The 20,227-nt window shown below is 63.1% G+C and carries 17 protein-coding genes; 9 read left to right on the forward strand and 8 right to left on the reverse strand.

Annotation, left to right across the window (positions count from 1 at the left end; genetic code table 11):
* Positions 1-175: 175 nt before the first annotated feature.
* The 4 genes from BJG93_RS24170 to garD form a co-directional block, all read right to left on the reverse strand.
* Positions 176-1,168, reverse strand: coding sequence for a TRAP transporter substrate-binding protein (locus BJG93_RS24170; protein WP_027193876.1), 993 nt, complete (start codon positions 1,166-1,168; stop codon positions 176-178).
* A gap of 613 nt (positions 1,169-1,781) precedes the next feature.
* Positions 1,782-2,711, reverse strand: a complete 930-nt coding sequence (locus BJG93_RS24175; RefSeq protein ID WP_027193877.1) for an SMP-30/gluconolactonase/LRE family protein — start codon at positions 2,709-2,711, stop codon at positions 1,782-1,784.
* Complete coding sequence (locus tag BJG93_RS24180) at positions 2,708-3,562, reverse strand: NAD-dependent epimerase/dehydratase family protein (protein WP_027193878.1); 855 nt, start codon at positions 3,560-3,562, stop codon at positions 2,708-2,710. The genes BJG93_RS24175 and BJG93_RS24180 overlap by 4 nt, the downstream gene beginning before the upstream one ends.
* A gap of 100 nt (positions 3,563-3,662) precedes the next feature.
* Positions 3,663-5,252, reverse strand: a complete 1,590-nt coding sequence (gene garD, locus BJG93_RS24185) for a galactarate dehydratase (protein WP_027193879.1) — start codon at positions 5,250-5,252, stop codon at positions 3,663-3,665.
* Between the two features lie 256 nt (positions 5,253-5,508).
* Between garD and kdgD the strand changes: the two genes are divergently transcribed.
* The 3 genes from kdgD to BJG93_RS24200 all read left to right on the forward strand — a co-directional run bounded on the left by kdgD (position 5,509) and on the right by BJG93_RS24200 (position 8,847).
* On the forward strand, positions 5,509-6,426 hold the full coding sequence (gene kdgD, locus BJG93_RS24190) for a 5-dehydro-4-deoxyglucarate dehydratase (RefSeq protein WP_027193880.1): 918 nt from the start codon (positions 5,509-5,511) through the stop codon (positions 6,424-6,426).
* A gap of 189 nt (positions 6,427-6,615) precedes the next feature.
* Positions 6,616-7,974: an MFS transporter gene (locus tag BJG93_RS24195; RefSeq protein ID WP_027193881.1), complete on the forward strand. Its 1,359-nt coding sequence runs from the start codon at positions 6,616-6,618 to the stop codon at positions 7,972-7,974.
* 129 nt (positions 7,975-8,103) lie between these two features.
* Positions 8,104-8,847: a FadR/GntR family transcriptional regulator gene (locus BJG93_RS24200; protein WP_027193882.1), complete on the forward strand. Its 744-nt coding sequence runs from the start codon at positions 8,104-8,106 to the stop codon at positions 8,845-8,847.
* A gap of 145 nt (positions 8,848-8,992) precedes the next feature.
* On the opposite strand, the gene BJG93_RS24205 is transcribed toward BJG93_RS24200, so the two are convergent.
* Positions 8,993-10,576 (reverse strand): aldehyde dehydrogenase (NADP(+)), encoded by a 1,584-nt coding sequence (locus BJG93_RS24205; RefSeq protein ID WP_027193883.1) that lies wholly within the window; start codon positions 10,574-10,576, stop codon positions 8,993-8,995.
* 236 nt (positions 10,577-10,812) lie between these two features.
* On the opposite strand from BJG93_RS24205, the gene garL reads away from it, so the two are divergent.
* From garL to BJG93_RS24230, 5 genes are all read left to right on the forward strand, one after another.
* The gene (gene garL, locus BJG93_RS24210) at positions 10,813-11,613 is read left to right on the forward strand and encodes a 2-dehydro-3-deoxyglucarate aldolase (RefSeq protein ID WP_027193884.1); all 801 of its coding nucleotides are present in this window, start codon (positions 10,813-10,815) and stop codon (positions 11,611-11,613) included.
* A 31-nt stretch (positions 11,614-11,644) separates the two neighbouring features.
* Entirely contained in the window at positions 11,645-12,538 is an 894-nt protein-coding gene (locus BJG93_RS24215) for a 2-hydroxy-3-oxopropionate reductase (protein ID WP_027193885.1), read from the forward strand.
* A gap of 252 nt (positions 12,539-12,790) precedes the next feature.
* The gene (locus BJG93_RS24220) at positions 12,791-13,147 is read left to right on the forward strand and encodes a DUF7079 family protein (RefSeq protein WP_027193886.1); all 357 of its coding nucleotides are present in this window, start codon (positions 12,791-12,793) and stop codon (positions 13,145-13,147) included.
* Positions 13,148-13,590: 443 nt separating this feature from the next.
* Complete coding sequence (locus tag BJG93_RS24225; RefSeq protein ID WP_027193887.1) at positions 13,591-14,424, forward strand: RNase A-like domain-containing protein; 834 nt, start codon at positions 13,591-13,593, stop codon at positions 14,422-14,424.
* A gap of 33 nt (positions 14,425-14,457) precedes the next feature.
* Positions 14,458-14,724: a contact-dependent growth inhibition system immunity protein gene (locus BJG93_RS24230; RefSeq protein WP_082194453.1), complete on the forward strand. Its 267-nt coding sequence runs from the start codon at positions 14,458-14,460 to the stop codon at positions 14,722-14,724.
* A 131-nt stretch (positions 14,725-14,855) separates the two neighbouring features.
* On the opposite strand, the gene BJG93_RS24235 is transcribed toward BJG93_RS24230, so the two are convergent.
* The 3 genes from BJG93_RS24235 to BJG93_RS24245 all read right to left on the reverse strand — a co-directional run bounded on the left by BJG93_RS24235 (position 14,856) and on the right by BJG93_RS24245 (position 18,163).
* Positions 14,856-16,154 carry an MFS transporter gene (locus tag BJG93_RS24235; RefSeq protein ID WP_027193889.1) on the reverse strand — a complete coding sequence of 433 codons (1,299 nt, stop codon included), beginning with the start codon at positions 16,152-16,154 and terminating at the stop codon, positions 14,856-14,858.
* A gap of 45 nt (positions 16,155-16,199) precedes the next feature.
* Entirely contained in the window at positions 16,200-16,994 is a 795-nt protein-coding gene (locus tag BJG93_RS24240; RefSeq protein WP_027193890.1) for an NAD-dependent epimerase/dehydratase family protein, read from the reverse strand.
* Between the two features lie 347 nt (positions 16,995-17,341).
* Complete coding sequence (locus BJG93_RS24245; protein ID WP_027193891.1) at positions 17,342-18,163, reverse strand: alpha/beta fold hydrolase; 822 nt, start codon at positions 18,161-18,163, stop codon at positions 17,342-17,344.
* 621 nt (positions 18,164-18,784) lie between these two features.
* Here BJG93_RS24245 and BJG93_RS24250 point away from each other — a divergent pair.
* Positions 18,785-20,209 carry a cytochrome ubiquinol oxidase subunit I gene (locus BJG93_RS24250; protein WP_027193892.1) on the forward strand — a complete coding sequence of 475 codons (1,425 nt, stop codon included), beginning with the start codon at positions 18,785-18,787 and terminating at the stop codon, positions 20,207-20,209.
* Positions 20,210-20,227: the final 18 nt, after the last annotated feature.

Raw genomic sequence — 20,227 nt, forward strand, 5'->3', positions numbered from 1 at the left:
CCCTGTCCTTGCTGACGACCGACCTATGCTTGACATTCAGCCGTCCCGCTGTGACGCGATCTGAACGCGCGCGCGAGATCGCGCGGCGGAAGGTCTGGCGAGTTTCCTCGCGGGAGCCTTCACGCCGCTGCTGCGACAAGCGTTGCGATTGCTGATTGCGTCCGGGACGCGAGACTTACTTGATTGCCTGGATCTCGTCGACGATCTGCTTCATCTGCGGGGTTTTTTCGTACTTCGCCCACACAGGCTGCATCACCTTCACGAAAGCCGCGCGGTCGATCTGCGACGCCGCGATGATCGTTGCACCACCCTTCGTGACGGCCTTCTGTGCGTCGGCTTCGCGCGCGGTCCACAGCTTCTCGTAGTAAGGCACCGAGTCAGCCGCGGCCTTCTTGATGATCTGCTGCTCTTGCGGCGACAGCGTGTCCCACACCTTCTTCGAGAACACCAGCACTTCCGGTGTCATCGAATGCTGAGTTTCCGAGTAGATCTGAGCGACTTCGAAGTGCTTGGTTTCATCGTACGACGGCAGGTTGTTTTCGGCGCCGTCGACGAGGCCGGTCTTCAGGCCCGTATAGACTTCCGAGAACGGCATCGGGGTCGGCGTGCCGCCCATTGCCTTGATTTCGTCGACCATCAGGTCGGACGGCTGCACGCGGACCTTCAGGCCCTTCATGTCAGCCGGCGATTTGATCGCCTTCTTCGCGTACATCGAGCGTGCGCCGCTCTCGTAGAACGTCAGCGCGATCATGCCCTTCGCCGTGAACGCGTCGAGGATCTTCTGGCCTTCCGGGCCGTACATGACCTTGCGGAAATGGTCGACGTCGCGGAACAGGAACGGCAGGGACGGGATCATCGATTCCGGCACGATCTCGTTGAACGCAGCGCCGTTGGCACGCGCCATGTCGAGCGCGCCGATACGAACCTGGTCGATCGTGTCGTTTTCCGAACCGAGCGCGCTGTTGCCGAACACCTTCACGGAGTCCTTGCCGTTGGTCGCCTTGCTGATCTCCTCGCCCATGTACTTCACGGCCATGTTCGTCGGGAAGGTGTCGCCGTGCACATCGGCGACGCGGAACACGCGCGCTTCAGCCGACATCGTGCTGAACGCCAACGCCGCCGCTGCGACGATCATCGAAACACGGGAAGAGGCAAACTTCTTGTTCATCGTGACATTCCTTGAAAAATAGACCATCCCATCGATAGCGGATGTGACATGGTTTTGACGCGTCTCCGGCTTCGCACTCATCCCGTTCACAGGCGTGGGCGCTAGCCGTACTGGCTGTGCGACTTCCCCGGCACAGATAACCCAGCACTCCAGTCGACGACTCGACTACTTACTTCAATCGCGCCGGCTGGCTCCGGACATGCATGCGGCACAGAGCACAGCCGCACGTCGGACCTCGAAACCCGCCGTTTCGCGCTGTCACACGAACACAGAAAGCCGTTTGTTTGGTCTCATATGTTGTACGACGACATATGAAGTCTATTAAAGGGGTTTTAACTTGTACAGACGGTATTTACCCGCATCAAGAAAACCGCCGGTAGCTATGACCGGCATGGCATGACGCCGAGCGCCCGCCGCGTCTGGCATTGGATGGACGCGGATTCGGCGGGGTCGGCGGACCTGTGGTTTTTTCGCTGAAGGAACAGATGCGGTCGTGGCTTTAACACCACACGTTGTACGATGAGTGACAAATTGATGGCGGTCCGAACGGCGCCGAAAAACGACAACGCCGGGAGAAGAACTTCGTCCCGGCGCATGCTTGACGTAAGCAATATTACAGTTGGCCCGCGAATTCCGGCTCAGGCAGCCCGCTCACACCCGGCCGCAGCGCGAACACATGGCCGTCGTGCTCGCTCGCACCGTTGGCCGGGCGAATCGACGTGACGAACAGCGTATCGAGATCGCGTCCGCCGAACGCGCACATCGCAGGCTTGACGGCCGGCACCGGAATCTGCCGGTCCAGCTTGCCCTGCGGCGTAAAACGCAGCAGCAGCCCGGCGTCGTTCGCGCAGATCCAGTAGCAGCCGTCCGCATCGACCGCAGCGCCGTCCGGGCGGCCCGAATAGTGATGCAGATCGGCGAACACGCGACGATTGCGCGGCTCGGCGGTCTCGACGTCGTAGTCGAACGCCCAGATCAGCCGACGCAGCGGATGGGAGTCGGACAGATACATCGTCGTGCCGTCCGGCGACCAGCCGAGGCCGTTCTGCGTGATCAGCGAATCGACCACCGGCGCGGACAGTACGCCCTTCTCGTCGAAGCGGTACAGCGCGCCGCCCGGGATCGCCGCTGCCATGTCCATGACCATCGTGCCGGCCCAGAAGCGCCCTTGCCGGTCGCAGCGGCCGTCGTTGAAACGCATGCCGCCGTGCGGGAATTCGGGCGCCGCGAGCTTGCGCAGCGACGCTGTCAGCGGCTCGCCGCTCGCCGCTTTCGACACGTCCGCGAGCGTCACCCCGAACAACCCGGTCTCGCAACCGGCGAGCACGGTGCCGGCGTGATCGAACGCGATACAGGCGACCTGTTCCGGCAGCAGCCATTCGGTGCGCTGGCCGGTCGCGAGCGAGCCGCGCACGATCTTTTTCGCCGGAATGTCGACCCAGTACAGCGCCTGCTCGGCCACGCGCCAGACTGGGCTTTCGCCCGTGGCCGCCGGCGACGGACCGGCCGCTTCGAGCCGCTCCACTTGCGGATTCGCGCTCATTGTTTGGGCTCCCGCTTCGGCTCCATCGGCCCGGCGAGCACGAACGGGCCGCCCTGGTACAGCTGGGTCGGATCGTCGAAGCGCGTGTCGGGAGCACTCGGCGGGAACAGGTGCTCGAACTGCGCCGAACTGTCTTGCGGACGGTAGCCGAGGAACGCCGCGTTCGTGTTGTCGACCCACGAGATGCGATTGTTCGACACGCCGTAGACGATCGCGTGGCCGACGCGGTTCGTGAACAGCGAACAGCGCACGAGTTCGATGAAGTCGCGGTAGCTCAGATACGTGACCAGCATGCGCGCGGTCTTCGGCTTCTCGAACGACGAGCCGATCCGCAGACAGACGGTTTCGAGGCCGAAACGGTCGAAGTAGTAGCGCGACAGCGATTCGCCGAAGCACTTCGTCACGCCGTACAGGCCGTCCGGACGCAGCGGCGCTTCCGTATCGAGAACCGACGTCACCGGATGGAAACCCACCGCGTGATTCGAGCTCGCGTAGATGATGCGCTTCACGCCTTGCTTCTGAGCGGCCGAGTACAGGTTGTACAGGCCGCGGATGTTCGCCTCGAGCAGCTCGTCGAACGGCGCTTCGACGGAGATGCCGCCCAGATGCACCACCGCGTCCACGCCTTCGAGCAGCGCATGCACGGCCGCTTCACCGGCGAGATTGACGACGCACGCTTCCTCGTGCGCGGCGACTTCGCCGAGCGACGCTATATCGGACACGCGCACGATGTCGGCCCATTGCGCGAGCGCGGGACGCAACTGCTTGCCGAGGTTGCCCGCGGCGCCGGTGAGCAGCAGGCGGCGGAAAGGTTTCTTTGCCGCGGAGCGGTCAACGTTCAAATCGGTCATGTCTCTTTGCTTTTGTGATTGCAATCGGGTCTTCTGAACAGAAAAGCGAGCGCCGGTTGGACCGGCGCTCGCCTCGGGCTGGACGGGGCAAGGTGCCTGATCAGGTCACCGGCGCCGGATTGAAGAGCGTCAACGCATTGTGCAGTCCGAGCTTTTCCGCGCAGGTTTGCTGGCGGCCGCTCGCGACTTCGAGCATCAGGCGGAACAGTTCCCAGCCCACCTCTTCGATGCTGGACTGGCCGGTCGCGATCGTGCCGGCGTTGATGTCCATCAGATCGTGCCAGCGGCGCGCCAGATCGGAACGCGTCGCGACCTTGATCACCGGCACTTCGGCGAGGCTGTACGGCGTACCGCGGCCGGTCGTGAACACGTGCAGCGTAATGCCCGAGGCGACCTGCAGCGTGCCGCAGATGAAGTCGCTAGCTGGCGTCGCCGCGTAGATGAGGCCTTTGTCGCGCACCTTCTCGCCCGGTGACAGCACCCCGGAGATCGCCGAGTTGCCCGACTTGATGATCGAGCCCATCGCCTTTTCGACGATGTTCGACAGCCCGCCCTTCTTGTTGCCGGGCGTCGTGTTCGCGCTGCGGTCCGCGCCGCCACGCTTCAGGTAATCGTCGTACCACTGCATTTCGCGGATGATCGCCTGCGCGACGTCCGCGTTGGCGGCGCGCGCGGTCAGCTGATCGACGCCGTCGCGTACTTCGGTGACTTCAGAGAACATCACGGTCGCGCCGGCGCGCACCAGCAGGTCGGTCGCGAAACCGACGGCCGGATTCGCGGTCAGGCCCGAGAACGCGTCGCTGCCGCCGCATTGCACGCCGATCACCAGGTCCGACGCCGGACAGGTCTCGCGACGGCGGTTGTTCAGGCGCTTCAGGTGCCCCTCGGCCATCTTCATGATCGACGTGATCATCGACTGGAAGCCGATATGCGATTCGTCCTGCAACACCACGACGTCGCCGTTCTGGTCCAGCGCGACATCGCCGATGTCGGCGACGTCGTCGACGACCGCGGCCGCCGCGATCGGAATCGTGCCCGGCGGCATCAGACGCTCCGGCTGCAGCTTCTCGCAGCCGAGGCTCACCATCATCACTTCGCCGCCGAAGTTCGGGTTCAGCGCGATATTGCGCACCGTACGGATGGGCACCATCGCGTCGGGCGCGTCGATCGCGACGCCGCAACCGTAGGTGTGACCGAGGCTCACGACGTCGTCGACATTCGGATATTTCGGCAGCAGCTCGGCCTTGATGCGCGTGACCGCGTGTTGCACGACGTCGGCCACGCACTGCACGGTGGTCGTGATCGCGAGAATGTTGCGCGTGCCCACCGAGCCGTCCGAGTTACGGTAACCCTCGAACGTGTAGCCTTCGAGCGGCGGCATGTCCGGCGCTTTGATGGTGGCGATCGGCAGGTCTTCGAGTTCCGGCGGGCTCGGCATGCGGATCACGTGCTCGTTGATCCAGCTGCCCTTCGGCAGCGGCTTGAGCGCATAGCCGATCACGACGTTATAGCGGATGACCTCGTCGCCCTCGGCGAGATCGGCCAGCGCGACCTTGTGGCCCTGCGGCACACGCTCGCGCAGCCTCAGGCCATCGGCAAATACCGCGCCCTCGCCCAGACCGCCGTCGTTGACGACGATCGCAACATTGTCATTGGGATGAACGCGTATGTAGAGCGGAGTTTGTTCCATTGATCGATCCTTAAGGCGGGATGAGTCTGCTTCGCCGGCAATCATACGTCATCCTACAACGTCAGACTTGGCCCGGATGTTCGGTATTTACCCTATACGTTGCATTATGCCGTCAAAACCCCGTTGAGTTACCGGATTCGTTGTTGTACGATGACGTATAAGAAATCTGATTTTCCAAAAATTTCTGCTAGTACGACGTCCGTTGTACTGGTTGGATCCGACTAACGACCCAATCCGACGCCTTGGATATTTGAACATGACGACACCGCAGGAACTCAAGCAGATCGTTTCGGAAGGCCTCCTGTCCTTCCCCGTCACCGACTTCGACGCTAACGGCGATTTCCGCGCCGACACTTACGCAGAGCGCCTCGAATGGCTCGCTCCGTACGGCGCTTCGGCGCTGTTCGTCGCCGGCGGCACGGGCGAATTCTTCTCGCTGACGCAAGACGACTACACGCAAGTCGTGCGCACCGCCGTCGAAGTGTGCAGGGGCAAGGTTCCGATCCTCGCCGGCGCCGGCGGCCCGACCCGCGTGGCGATCGCCTACGCGAAGGAAGCCCAGCGCCTCGGCGCGCACGGCATCCTGCTGATGCCGCACTACCTGACCGAAGCATGCCAGGACGGTATCGCCGAGCACGCCGAAGAGGTCTGCAAGTCGGTGCCCAACATGGGCGTGATCATCTACAACCGCGCGAACTCCAAGCTCAACGCCGACATGCTCGAGCGTCTGGCCGAGCGTTGCCCGAACCTGATCGGCTTCAAGGACGGCGTGGGCGAGATCGAAAACATGGTGACGATCCGCCGCCGCCTCGGCGAGCGCTTCTCCTACCTCGGCGGTCTGCCGACCGCGGAAGTCTATGCCGCCGCCTACAAGGCGCTGGGCGTGCCGGTGTACTCGTCGGCCGTGTTCAACTTCATCCCGAAGACCGCGATGGACTTCTACCGTGCGATCGCCGCTGACGACCACGCGACGGTCGGCAAGCTGATCGACGAATTCTTCCTGCCGTACCTGAAGATCCGCAACCGCCGTGCTGGCTACGCGGTCAGCATCGTCAAGGCCGGCGCGAAGCTGGTCGGCCACGACGCAGGCCCGGTGCGCGCTCCGCTGACCGATCTGACTGCGGAAGAAATGGAACAGCTCGACGCGCTGATCAAAAAGCTCGGACCGCAGTAAGGCACCGGCGCCGCGGCTTCGAGCGTACAAGCTCGCGAGCCTCATCGATGAGGGCCGCATAGACGGCCCCGCGGCGAACGCCCGGCACGGCAACGTCGCCGGGCGTTTATGCATGTGAACGACAGGCAGGTGGTCTGCGGGCCGCCCGGCGCGCAGACCACCGCTCACCCGACTATCAGGAGATGACCCATGGACTTGAGCCGCACGGCCAGTTCCACCGACGCCGCTTCTAGCGCGGCACGCACCAAGGTCCGCTACGGGATCCTGCTGCTGATCTTCGTGATCACCACCCTCAACTATGCCGACCGCGCGACGCTGTCCGTCACCGGTTCCGCGATGCGCACCGCGTTCAGCCTCGACGCGATCCGCATGGGTTACATCTTTTCCGCATTCAGCTGGGCTTACGTGCTGTCGCAACTGCCGGCCGGCTGGCTGCTCGACCGTTTCGGCGCTCGTCGTGTGTACGCGGCGAGCATCTTCTCGTGGTCGCTGTTCACGCTCGCGCAGAGCTCGGTCGGCCTGCTCGGCAGCGCCGGTGCGGCCGTCACCGGGCTGTTCGTGCTGCGTTTCGTGATGGGCGCGGCCGAGTCGCCGGCGTTTCCGGCGAACGCGAAGGTCGTCGCGAGCTGGTTCCCGACCAACGAGCGCGGCACCGCGTCGGCGATCTTCAACGCCGCGCAATACTTCGCCGCGGTCGTCTTCACGCCGTTGATGGCGTGGCTCACGCACGCGTTCGGGTGGGAAATGGTCTACGTCGTGATGGGCGTGGCCGGGCTGGTGCTTGCGCTGACGTGGCTGAAAGTCATGAAGAATCCGGCCGACCATCCGCGCGTGTCGCGCGCCGAACTCGAGTACATCGAGCAAGGCGGCGGCCTCGTCAACGGTGCGCGCAAGACGGGCCCGGACGACGTTGCGAAGGCCGGCGGCTGGACGCTCGTGCGTCAGTTGCTCGGCAACCGCATGCTGCTAGGCATCTATCTCGCGCAGTATTGCATCAACGTGCTGACCTACTTCTTCCTGACGTGGTTTCCGATCTACCTCGTGCAGGCGCGCGGCATGACGATCCTGCACGCGGGCCTCGTGGCCTCGCTGCCGGCAATCTGCGGCTTTCTCGGCGGGGTGCTCGGCGGCGTGCTGTCGGACGGTCTGATCCGCCGCGGCTGTTCGCTGACCGTCGCGCGCAAGGTGCCGATCGTCGGCGGCATGCTGCTGTCGACCTGCATCATCGGCTGCAACTATGTGTCGACCGACTGGATCGTCGTCGCGCTGATGTCGCTCGCGTTCTTCGGCAAGGGCATCGGCGCGCTCGGCTGGGCGGTGGTCGCCGATACGTCGCCGAAGGAAGCGCTCGGCTTGTCCGGCGGGATCTTCAACATGTTCGGTAACGTCGCCGGTATCGTGACGCCGATCGTGATCGGTTATCTCGTCGCGCGCACGGGCTCGTTCAATGGCGCGCTGGTGTTCGTCGGCGCGAACGCGCTGATGACCGTGATCAGCTATCTGGTGATCGTCAAGGACATCCGGCGCGTCGAGTTGCGCCCGGTGTAAGCCGGCGACGGGCTCGGTCGTCGCGACATTTGCGCCGGAGACGATCCGGCGCTTATATAATCAGTCGTCAGACGACGATATAATAAAACTGCAGGACCTCAGCGATCTTTCAAACAAGGAGCGTTTTCGATGGCTACACCACTAGCATCCGCGGCACCGCCACGACGCGCTCGCAATCTTGCGGAGTTCGTCGTCAACTACGTCACCGAGCAGATCGCGGCCAACTTGCTGAAGCCGGGCGACAAACTGCCGACCGAATCGCAACTGATGAGCACACTCAGTGTGAGCCGCACGGTGATTCGCGAGGCGATCTCACGCCTGCAGGCGGCCAAGGTCATCGAGACGCGGCACGGTATCGGCAGCTTCGTGCTCGAGCCGCAGCGCGAAAAGCTCGGCATCGACATGGTGCCCGCCACCACGCTGCGCGACGTGCTGTCCATTCTGGAGCTGCGCATCAGCCTCGAAACCGAATGCGCCGGTCTCGCCGCGCAACGCGCAAAGACGGACGACCTCGCGCGCATGCGTGCCGCGCTCGACGCGATCGAAGCCACGCGTCACAACGGGCTCGACAGCGTGGACGCCGACCTGCAGTTCCACATTTCAGTAGCGCGTGCAACGGGCAACCGCTACTTCGTCGACATCCTCTCGCAGATGGGCAGCGCGCTGATTCCGCGTAACCGGCTCGACTCGGCTGGCATCGCGCGCGCCGATCCCGACGCGTATCTGTCGCTCGTGAACCTCGAGCATGAAAGCATCCTCGAGGCGATCAGCCGGCACGACGCCGAAGGCGCGCGCGCGGCGATGCGCATGCACCTGTCGAATAGTCGTGAGCGGCTGCGTCGCGCGAACGAAGTGAGCGAAGCGAACAGCTGATTCTCGCGAAACTTGCGGGCAAAAAAAGGGCCGGGAATCTCTCCCGGCCATTTTTTTTGCCCCTGCGTGCGCCCTTCCCTTCACTTCGATGCGCGCCCGGTCGATCGGCCCCGGGCGCGCATCCGTTCAGGACGGCGTCACGCGATCAACCGCGGGTCAGTTCGCCATCGCGACGGCGCCACAGTTCCAGCGGGTTGCCGTCGGCCAGCGTTTGCGGCAGCAGTTCGGCCGGGAAATCCTGATAGCAGACCGGGCGCAGGAAGCGGTCGATCGACGTCGTGCCGACCGAGGTCGCGCGGCTGTCCGACGTTGCCGGGAACGGGCCGCCGTGGACCATCGCGTGGCACACTTCGACGCCGGTCGGGAAGCCATTGACCAGAATCCGGCCGGCCTTGCGCTCGAGAATCGGCACCAACTTCTTCGCAGCCGCGACATCGGCGCTATCCATCAGCAGCGTCGCGGTCAGCTGGCCGGCGAAGTGCTCGGCGACCTTCAGCATTTCCTGCTCGTCCTTGCAGCGGATGATCGTCGACACCGGGCCGAACACTTCGTCTTCGAGCGCCGGGTTCGCGAGGAACGTCTGCGCATCGGTCACGAACAGCGCCGCGCAAGCCTGGGTCGGCCCGCTCGCGGCGACGCCGCGTGCCACGACCTCGACGCCCTTGGTCGCGGCCAGCTTGCCTTCGCCCTCTTCATACGCGGCGTGGATGCCCGAGGTCAGCATGGTCTGCGCCGGCTTCGCGGCGAGCGCTTCCGATGCCGTGGCGACGAAGCCCTTCAGCGCGTCGCTGTCGATCGCGATGGCGAGACCAGGGTTCGTGCAGAACTGGCCTGCGCCGAGCACGAGCGAGTCGACGAAACCGCGCGCGATGCTGTCGCCGCGTGCCGTCAGAGCGTTCGGCAGCAAGAACACCGGGTTGATGCTGCTCATTTCCGCGTAAACCGGGATCGGCTCCGCACGCGCCGCCGCGACACGCATCAGCGACGTGCCGCCCGCGCGCGAACCGGTGAAACCGACCGCCTTGATGGCCGGGTGCGCCACCAACGCCTCGCCGACGGAGTTGCCCGCGCCGACGATCATCGAGAACACGCCTTCAGGCAGATCCATTTCCTGCGCGACCCGCTGGATCACACGGCCAACCAGCTCCGACGTGCCGAGGTGCGCGCGGTGCGCCTTGACGACGACCGGGCAGCCCGCGGCCAGCGCCGCGGCGGTGTCGCCGCCCGCCACCGAAAATGCGAGCGGAAAGTTGCTCGCGCCGAACACGGCGACCGGGCCGAGCGCGATCTTTTGCATGCGCAGATCCGAGCGCGGCAGCGGCTTGCGCTCCGGCAGCAGCGAATCGAGCGTCGCGTTGAGCCACTGGCCCGCGCGCACGGTTTGCGCGAACAGCTTGAGCTGGCCGGTGGTGCGGCCGCGTTCGCCTTCCAGACGCGCCTTCGGCAGGCCCGATTCAGCCTGCGCGCGTTCGATCAGTTCGTCGCCGAGCGCGGTGATGCCGTCCGCGATACGATCCAGAAACTCGGCGCGCACGGCGAGCGGCAGTTGACGATAGGCGTCGAACGCCTGTTGCGCGAGCGCGCAGGCCTGCTCGACGTTCGCGACGGTGCCGCTGCCGAACACCGGCTCGGCAATCTCGGAACCCGTGGCAGGATTGAACGCGCGCAGCGGTTTTTCTTCGCCGCGCACTGCTTTGCGACCGATCAGCATTTCGCCGGTAATGGGCATTTTTGGCTTCCCTTGAATGAAGGCTAAAGATATAGGTCATCCTACAACATTGCGGGTGCTCTATGCAACCGGAAACGCTTGTCGGACAGGGACATTCGGGTATACGCGCCCGTTACAACCGAGGCGGGCAGTGCTAATCTGCCGCTAGTCATACGACGACTTATAACCTCGCATTTTGCGCAGCTTTGGCATTGTCGCAGCTTTTCCCGATCCATCGCAGTTCGAGGAGATACCGCATGCCCGCCGTCACGCCTTACGAATCCCTGCCCAACCGCTTCCGGCGCGCGGTGCGCGAGGGAAAGACCCAGATCGGCTGCTGGGCGTCGCTCGCCAGCCCGATCGCCACTGAACTGCTGGGCACAGTCGGCTTCGACTGGATGCTGCTGGACGCCGAGCACGCGCCCAACGACGTGCTCACGCTGATTCCCCAACTGATGGCGCTCAAGGACAGCGGCAGCGCGCCGGTCGTCCGACCACCGGCTAACGACAGCGTCGTGATCAAACGCTTTCTCGACAGCGGCTTCTCGAACTTCCTCGTGCCCTTCGTGGACAGCGCCGACGACGCGGGCCGGGCGGTCGCATCGACGCGCTACCCGCCGCAGGGCGTCCGCGGCGTGTCGGTCGGCCATCGCGGCAACCGCTATGGCACCGTGCCCGACTACTTCGCGATCGCCAACGACAACGTCTGCGTGATCCCGCAGATCGAAAGCCGCAAGGCGGTCGAGAATATCGACAATATCCTCGCGGTGGACGGCATCGATGCGGTCTTCATCGGCCCGTCCGACCTCGCGGCCTCGTATGGCCAGCTCGGCAACGCGAGCCATCCGGACGTGCAGCAGGCGATCGCGCATGTGTTCGAGCGCGCGCAGGCGGCCGGCAAGTCGAGCGGCATTCTCGCGCCGGTGCAGGCCGACGCGGAACGTTATCTGTCGATGGGCGCGCGCGTCGTCGCGGTCTGCGCGGATCTCGGGCTGCTCAAGGGCGCCGCGCAGGCGGCGCAGAAACACTTCATGCAGAAACAGGCGGGAGAGGCTTGACGCGGCCGCCACGACATCTTCGGAGCATTCCATGAAAAAAGCAGGCTTTATCGGACTCGGCATCATGGGCAAGCCCATGGCCGCCAACCTTCTGAAAAACGGCGTGTCGCTCGCAGCGTTCACGCGGAGCGGCGTGCCCGCCGAGCTCACGCAGGCGGGCGCTGTCGCATGCGAGAACCCCGCCGCGGTCGCCGCGCACGCGGACGTGATCTTCATCATGGTGCCGGACACGCCGGATGTGGAACGCGTGCTGTTCGGCGAGAACGGCCTCGCGAGCGCGCTGCGCGCCGGCCAGACCGTCGTCGACATGAGCTCGATCTCGCCGATGGCCACCCGCGACTTCGCCGCGCGCGTGCGCGAAAGCGGCGCCGATTATCTCGACGCACCGGTGTCGGGCGGCGAAGTCGGCGCGAAGGCCGGTTCGCTGACCATCATGGTGGGCGGCGAACAGGCCACGTTCGACAGTGTGAAGCCCCTGTTCGACATGATGGGCAAGAACGTCACGCTGATCGGCGCGGTCGGCGCGGGTCAGGTGTGCAAGGTCGCCAACCAGGTGATCGTCGCGGCGACCATCGAGGCGGTCGGCGAAGCGCTGCTGCTCGCGTCGAAGGCGGGCGTCGATGCGGCGCGCGTGCGTGAGGCGCTGATGGGCGGCTTCGCATCGTCGCGCATTCTCGAAGTGCACGGCGAGCGCATGACCAAGCGCACGTTCGATCCGGGCTTCCGCATCGAACTGCACCAGAAGGACCTGAATCTCGCGCTGTCGACCGCGCAGGCGCTCGGTGTGTCGCTGCCGAACACCGCCACCTGCCAGGCGCTGTTCAACGCGTGCGTCGCGCACGGCGGCAAGGCGTGGGACCATTCGGCGATGGTGCGCGCGCTCGAAGTGCTGGCGAATCACGAGATCGGTCAGAAGAGCGCGTGATTTGACGTAGGTTCGAAATAGTTGCGATCGGGTTGTCCGTCGGTTTTCGTGTGGCTGACGGCCGGCTCGATTGCACTTTGCATTCTTGGGCATCGTACATAGTTCGTGTGTGATGCCCTTTCCCTCTTCCGGGTCGTGAGCCTTTCGCCGCCTGACGCGACACCTTTTATCGTGTTTAGCGATGGCGACTCCCGGCCCGGTGTCTCCGCGGATTGCCGGCTCCTGCCGTGCGTTAGCCTGTCTGGCTAGCGCATGACGGCGAGCGATAGGCAGTCAAAAACTCGCCCCCTCATCGGATCAGATGAGATTGCTTGCCGGTACGTCGCGGAAAGACTGCGGTGTTCAGGTTTTGCGCTGCACGAGTTGCAAAAGATCCTGCGCGATGAGGTGGCGCCCGCGTTCCTGCCAAATCTCTTCGTGGCCGGCGAATGGAACGCGTGGAGCCCTGAGGCAGTGCGGAACATCGTTCTGAGTCACCTTGAGAAACGATCCAACTGCCCGCGCCTGCCGGTCATCTTGCGGCGCAGATGGCGACAATGGACGATGGAGCCCATTGCCGGGGATTGGGAAAAGATCAAAGCAATGCTGATCTCAGTCGCGGCGACCTAACTGGGTCAAAGGGCCGATCGGGTCTCCGTCTGTCTGCATGTGACCGATGGCCGACTCGATCGCAATTCGTCGTCTGGTCGAGCGCTTCTAACCAGCGTATGACCATCAACGCGTGAGCATAGCTCGCGACGTTTAGCCTCCCCTCATATCGGCAGCAGCCTGACGTTCGAACAGACGCAGTGCGTCGTCGACGCTCGCCGCCGTATTGCTGCTGCTTTCGCCTTTTCAATACGATCTATTCGCCGATCTTGCGCGTCTTCGTAGCACACGGCGTGAGTAGTGATCGCGCTGTCCCGGCATTCGCCTCCGTCCCATGCGCCATCGAATCCGGCTGACGTCCGGTCGAGCGAACCATCAGGACACAAGAATCATCCTTCGCCCATTCCCTCTCTTTGTACCCGGTTGTTAGCTTGATAGCCCCTACGACTACAGAGGAATTCAGAGTGCTGAATGATCCGAATCCGGACGGCGTGCGTATCGCGCTCAGTGCGCCACAACTGGCGGCGGTGCTGACCCGTCAGTCCATCAGCTCCAGCGAGATGCTTTCCAACCGGCTATGGGGCGGGTTGCAACTCGTCGGCGGCCTTCTGGAAATGGTCGGAGCCGGCGCGCTGTGTGCGATGCCGGAACCGAGCATGGCAAGCAAGGCCGGATGCGTGGTGTTCGGCGTACATGGCTCGGACACGGCAGCCGCTGGCTGGCGTCAGATCTGGACGGCGCGAGATACGGCGACGCTCACTCAGCAAGGCACGACGAAACTCGCCGAAGCGATGAAGGCCAGTCCCGACATGGCGAACCATATCGGTCTGTCGCTCGATATGGTCGTGCCGTTTGGCTTTGCCGGTTCGATCAAGGCTGTACGTGCTTCGCGGATCGTGATGGGCCGGATCAGTCTGGAAATGCACGAAGCGAAGGCGGGCAGTCGAATTGGCGGACACACACTCCGGAAGCACGTTGGACGGACCGAAGAGCAGTTACGCGAAAGACTCAGACTCGAGCCGCAGCGAGAGAAGGTTTCGTCGTTCGCGAATCTCGAACGCGCTGAATCGGCTATATCTGAAGTCATGCGTACCAATGCAACAAGCATTCGCCAATGGGCGCAGTCTTCGGGCAGAGGCGGCCCGCTCACTCTGACGCGGCGCGTGGCGGGTAACGTCGGCTATGGAATTACGCGAGAGACAGGCAAACTCACGCCCATGAATGAAGTTGTAGTTGTTCTGAAATATCAAACCTACAACCGAATGCCATACTATATTCTTACCGCTTACGTTGGATGAAAAAATTTTATGTTATCAACCCGTTACCCAAAAATGTATCAGCTATTTGGTGCATACCTTAATGAGGACTCGGATATATGGGGAGATACGATTCCTGAAATCATCGCTTGCTACAAGAGGGATTGCCCCCGAGAGAGCCATCTCGAGATGGTTCATGAAATCAATTCATTCATGAGCGAACACCCGCAGGATCTGGACACTGCGTTCAAAAAAGACTATGGCCAGGACTTTTCTCCGAAACTGTGGGGCTACACGACCGCCTCATTTCTTGATGAATTAAAGAGGCTTCTCAGCGAGTAGTTTGTGGACATGCTCGCGCCACAACATCTGCATTCAGTCAACCGCCGAAAAAGCCGCAAAAAAAACGGCGCCCACTCCCGAGCGCCGCTTCTTTCGCCAGACCGGCCCACCAGAGCCGACCGCACTTCACACTACTTCGCCGTCACCGCATCCGGTAACGTCCACTTCGGCTCCGGCATCTTGTCCGAGCTCCTGGCCATCAGGCAGACCACGACCGCGGCAATCAGGTCGAACACCGCCAGCACGACGAACAGCGGGCTATAGCCGATCTGCGTGACGAGCACGCCGAACAGCGCGGTGAACGCGGCGGCGCCCAGATAGCCGGCCATGCCGCCCATGCCCGTCGCGGTCGCGACTTCGTGCTTACCGAACATGTCCGACGTGATCGCGTAGAGCGCGCCCGACAGCGTCTGGTGCGCGAAGCCGCCGACGCACAGCAGCGCCACCGCCGCGTATGGGCTCTCGACGAGACCGACGCACGCCGGCCCGATCATGAACAGCGCACCGACCACGAACACCATCTTGCGCGACGTGAACAGCGACACCTTTGCGTACTTGTGGAACAGCGGGCTCAGATAACCGCCGAGCACGCAGCCGATATCGGCGGCAAGGAATGGCATCCACGCGAACATCGCGACTTCCTTCAGGTTCATGTGCCGCTCGGTCATCATGTACAACGGAATCCACGCGTTGAACGTTTGCCACGCCGGCTCGGACAGCATTCGCGGAATACCGATCGCCCAGAAATCGCGGCTCACCAGCATCGCGCGCCAGTTGCGCTTCGGCGTGCTGACGTCATCTTGATGCTTCGCTTCCTGGCCACTCAGAATGTAGTCGCGCTCGGCGTTGCCCAGCAGCTTCTGGTTGCGCGGATGCTTGTAGACAATCATCCACAGCACGCTCCACACGATACCCGCGATGCCGACGATCACGAACGCGAGTTGCCACTTGCCGTGAAACAGCGCCCACACGACGAGCGGCGGCGCCAGCAGCGCGCCGATCGACGAGCCGATATTGAACCAGCCGATCGCGACCGAACGCTCCTTCGCCGGAAACCACTCGCTCGTCGCCTTCACGCCGGCGGGAATGCCCGCCGATTCGGCGAGGCCGAGAATACCGCGGAATACGGCGAGGCTGCGCCAGCCGGTCGCCCATGCAGCGGCCGCGCACGCCACCGACCACGCCAGCGCGAACACCGCGAACCCGAGCTTTGTGCCGATCGTGTCGAGCACGAAACCGGCGACCGGCTGCATGAACGCATAGCAGAGCTGCCACGCCACGACCACGTGCGAGTACTGCTCGGTCGTGATGTTGAGTTCCTTCATCATCGTCGGTGCCGCGACCGACAACGTATTACGCGCCAGGTAATTGATGATCAGGCCGGCCGCGACCAGCGCGACCATCCACCAGCGAATACCCTTGATCTTCATTGCTGCTACTCCTCGTGATGCAATTCCCGTCCAACCGAACGGGACTTAAGCCTTGCGCGAATAGTCGATGCCGACGAAGCTGCCGCCCTGGTAGCGTTGGCCCAGTTCATCGAGCGGATTCGGGCGCGACAGGATGTCTTGCGCATAGTCCTCGGCGTTCTGCTTCGGCTCGTAGCCGAGGCGCGCGGCGCCGCTGTTGTCCCACCAGCTACGCGTATTCGCCGACACGCCCCAGATGGTCAGGAAGCCGACGTCCTCCGCTTCGATGCAGCGCTCGAGGAAATGCATCAGGTCCTTATGGCCGAACCAGGTGCTCAGGTGACGCTGCTCGGTCGGACGCTCCAGGCAGCTGCCGATGCGCACGCACACGCTTTCGATGCCGTGCTTGTCCCAGTACATGCGCGCGAGCGCTTCGCCCCACACCTTCGACAGGCCATAGAAGCCGTCCGGACGCAGTTCGCAGTCGAGGCTCAGATGTTCGGTGACCGGATACATACCGATCGCGTGGTTCGAGCTCGCGAACACGATGCGCTTTACGCCGTTGCGGCGCGCGCCTTCGTAGACTTCGACGAGACCGCGCAGGTTGTTCTCGATGATCTCGGGCAGCGGACGCTCGACGCTCGTGCCTGCGAAATGGATCAGCACGTCCACGCCGTTCAGCAACCGGTCGACGACGGCCGGATCGCGCAGGTCGCCGTTCATGACGTCTTCGCCGTCGACGAGCGGCGTCAGCACCTTGGAGCCGGCGGCCGAGCGCAACGGCACGCCGCGCGCGACGAATTCAGCACGTACCACGGAGCCGAGCTGGCCGCCGGCGCCACTCAGGGCAATCTTCTTCATAGGGGTTCCTTTTACTGCGCCGCGCGCGAGGTTTTCTGAGAACAGACAGAGGGTTGAGTGCGTCGCGGCTCGCGTCGTGCGCGTCGCCTATAACACACTCAAGTTGTACGATAACGTACTATCGGTGATGGCCAAGCGGATTTCAACTCCGCATTTACCCTTAAGCAGCCGAGAGCGGAGTTCGTAATTCGTTAGAAAACAATGAGATGCGAAGAGCCATTTCATGTGACATCGTATGACTTTCGATGGTCTCGCCCGACGCCGGCGCAGCTCAGGCGTGCGCCGCGCGAGCGGCGCTACCCGCCGCCCGCGCCTCCAACCGGTCACATCATGACGTTAGCGATCGCTCAGGAACCGATGAATTCGAGCAGGTCGGTATTGACCTCGTCAGCCTGCACCGTGCACATGCCGTGCTGGCCACCCGGATAGACCTTTAGCGTCGCGTTCTTGACGATCTTCGCGGTCTGCCGGCCCGCTGCGTCGATCGGCACGATCTGGTCGTCGTCACCGTGGAGCACCAAGGTCGGCACGTCGATCTTTTTCAGGTCTTCGGTGTAGTCGACTTCGGAGAACTGCTTGATGCAGTCGTACAGCCCTTTGATCGAGCCGGCCATGCCCTGGCGCCAGAACGAATCGATAACACCTTGCGACACTTTGGCGCCCGCGCGGTTGTAACCGTAGAACGGCACGGCCAGGTCCTTGAAGAACTGCGAGCGATCGTCGACGACGCCCTTGCGAATGCCGTCGAACACGTCAATCGGCAGGCCGAGCGGATTATCGGCGGTCTTCAGCATCAGCGGCGGCACCGCGCCGATCAGCACGGCCTTGGCGACGCGCCCCGTGCCATGCCGGCCGATGTAGTGCGCGACTTCGCCACCGCCCGTCGAATGGCCGACCAGCGTCGCGTCCTGCAGGTCGAGGTGCTCGATGAGTGCGGCGAGATCGTCGGCGTAGGTGTCCATCTCGTTGCCGTCCCATGGCTGCTCCGAGCGGCCGTGACCGCGTCGGTCGTGCGCGATCACGCGAAAGCCCTTGCTGCCGAGAAACAGCATCTGAGCATCCCATGCATCGGCGCTCAGCGGCCAGCCATGCGAAAACACCACCGGGCGGCCACGGCCCCAGTCCTTGTAGAAAATCGAGGTACCGTCTTTCGTCTTGATCGTGCTCATCTGCTGACTCCTGGTGGATGAAGTCTGCCGTCGCCGGCAGGTGGATGAAGCGGAAGCTGCTCACGAAGCATGCGCGCGACGCATGACAGAACGCCGTGCGGATACGGCAATGGAGTAATGGCCAATCGAGAAATTTCGTCCCGAAATAATATCGGCAACGACGTCGCAATAATGCTGCAAAACTATTTAGGCAAACGCGGTGAACACCAAACGAATGGCGAACGGATAATGCGCAACGAATATTGAAGAGAAAATCGCTGAAACGGCCAGGCGGCAACATGCATCGTAAAAGTAAAAAAATCGCGTGGCTAGCACGCGAAGCGACGAAGTCGGTTGGGATGGATCGATTGTCGGCTGGCGACGGATGCGGCCCACGACCTTGCCGCGCGAGGCTGCGCGAAACGCGTTGCTGCAGCGCGGTCGATTGACGCAGTTCACGCGATGACGCGCACGCGGCCATCCATCAGCCGCTAAAAGAAACCCGATAGTCATCAACGGCTTGCCCGATCAATAAGCGTATCTCGCATAAAACAAGGCGGTTTGTTGACGCACCTCGCATTGCAGCACATTTCGTTTCGATCCCCTACGCTTGCGCCATCCGCCATCACGCATAACAGAATCATGAACTCCGCACTATCGGCATTCGATCTCGCCCGCATTCAATTCGCGTTCACCGTTTCTTTTCACATCGTTTTCCCCGCGCTCAGCATTGGGCTCGCCAGTTTCATCGCCGTTCTCGAATGGCGCTGGCTGAAAACCGGCAAGGCCTACTACAAAGATCTTTGTCTGTTCTGGTCGAAGATCTTCGCAGTGGCCTTCGGCATGGGCGTCGTCTCCGGCGTCGTGATGAGCTATCAGTTCGGCACCAACTGGTCGGGCTTTTCGAGTTTCGCCGGGCCCATCACCGGTCCGCTGCTGATGTACGAGGTGATGACCGCGTTTTTCCTCGAAGCGGGTTTCCTCGGCATCATGCTGTTCGGCTGGCAGCGCGTGAGTCCACGCGCGCACTTCGGCGCGACGCTGATGGTCGCGATCGGTACGCTGATCTCGACCTTCTGGATTCTCGCGTCCAATAGCTGGATGCAGACGCCGCAAGGCTTCGAAGTCGTCGACGGCCATGTCGTGCCGCTCGACTGGTTCAAGATCATCTTCAATCCATCGTTCCCGTATCGGCTCGCACATATGGCGCTCGCGGCGTTCATCGTCGCGGCGCTCGTGGTCGCGGCGGTCGGCGCGTGGCATCTGCTGCGCGGCCGGCGCGATCCCGCCGTCAAAAAGATGTTCTCGATGGCGCTGTGGCTGCTGCTGATCCTCGCGCCGGTCCAGGCATTCGTCGGCGATCAGCATGGCTTGAACACTCGCGAATATCAACCGGCCAAGATCGCGGCGATCGAAGGCTTGTGGGACACCGAAAAAGGCGGCACCCCGCTGAACCTGTTCGGCATCCCCGACATAAAGGCCGAAACCACGCACTATGCGCTGTCGGTGCCCCACCTCGGCAGCCTGATTCTCACGCATAGCTGGGACGGCGAAATCCGCGGTCTGAAGGAATTTCCGCCGCAGGACCGCCCGGATTCGACCGTCGTGTTCTGGAGCTTTCGCATCATGGCCGGCCTCGGTGTTTTGATGATCGCCATGTCGATCGCCGCCTGGGTGCTGCGCCGTCGCGGGCGGCTGTTCGAAGCGAAGTGGTTCCAGCGCCTGTGCGTCGCGATGGGGCCGAGCGGCTTCGTCTCGCTGCTGGCCGGCTGGGTCACCACCGAGGCGGGCCGCCAGCCGTGGGTCGTGTATGGCGTGATGCGCACGTCGCAGGCGGTGTCGCCGCTGAGCACACAGCAGGTCGGTCTATCGCTGATGACGTTCGTGGCCGTCTACTTCCTCGTGTTCGGCACCGGCATCTATTACATGCTGAAGCTGATGCGCTGCGGTCCCGCGCTGCCTGGCCACATGTCACACGACCAGCCGCACGGCCTGCCGCAGCCGACGCTCGCGCAGCGCGCGCGCCGCCCGCTGTCCGCCGCCGATCAGACGATCGACGCCGTCTAACCCACGCTTGAAGAGAAA

This window comes from Paraburkholderia sprentiae WSM5005 (assembly GCF_001865575.2).
GTDB classification, from domain to species: Bacteria; Pseudomonadota; Gammaproteobacteria; order Burkholderiales; family Burkholderiaceae; genus Paraburkholderia; species Paraburkholderia sprentiae.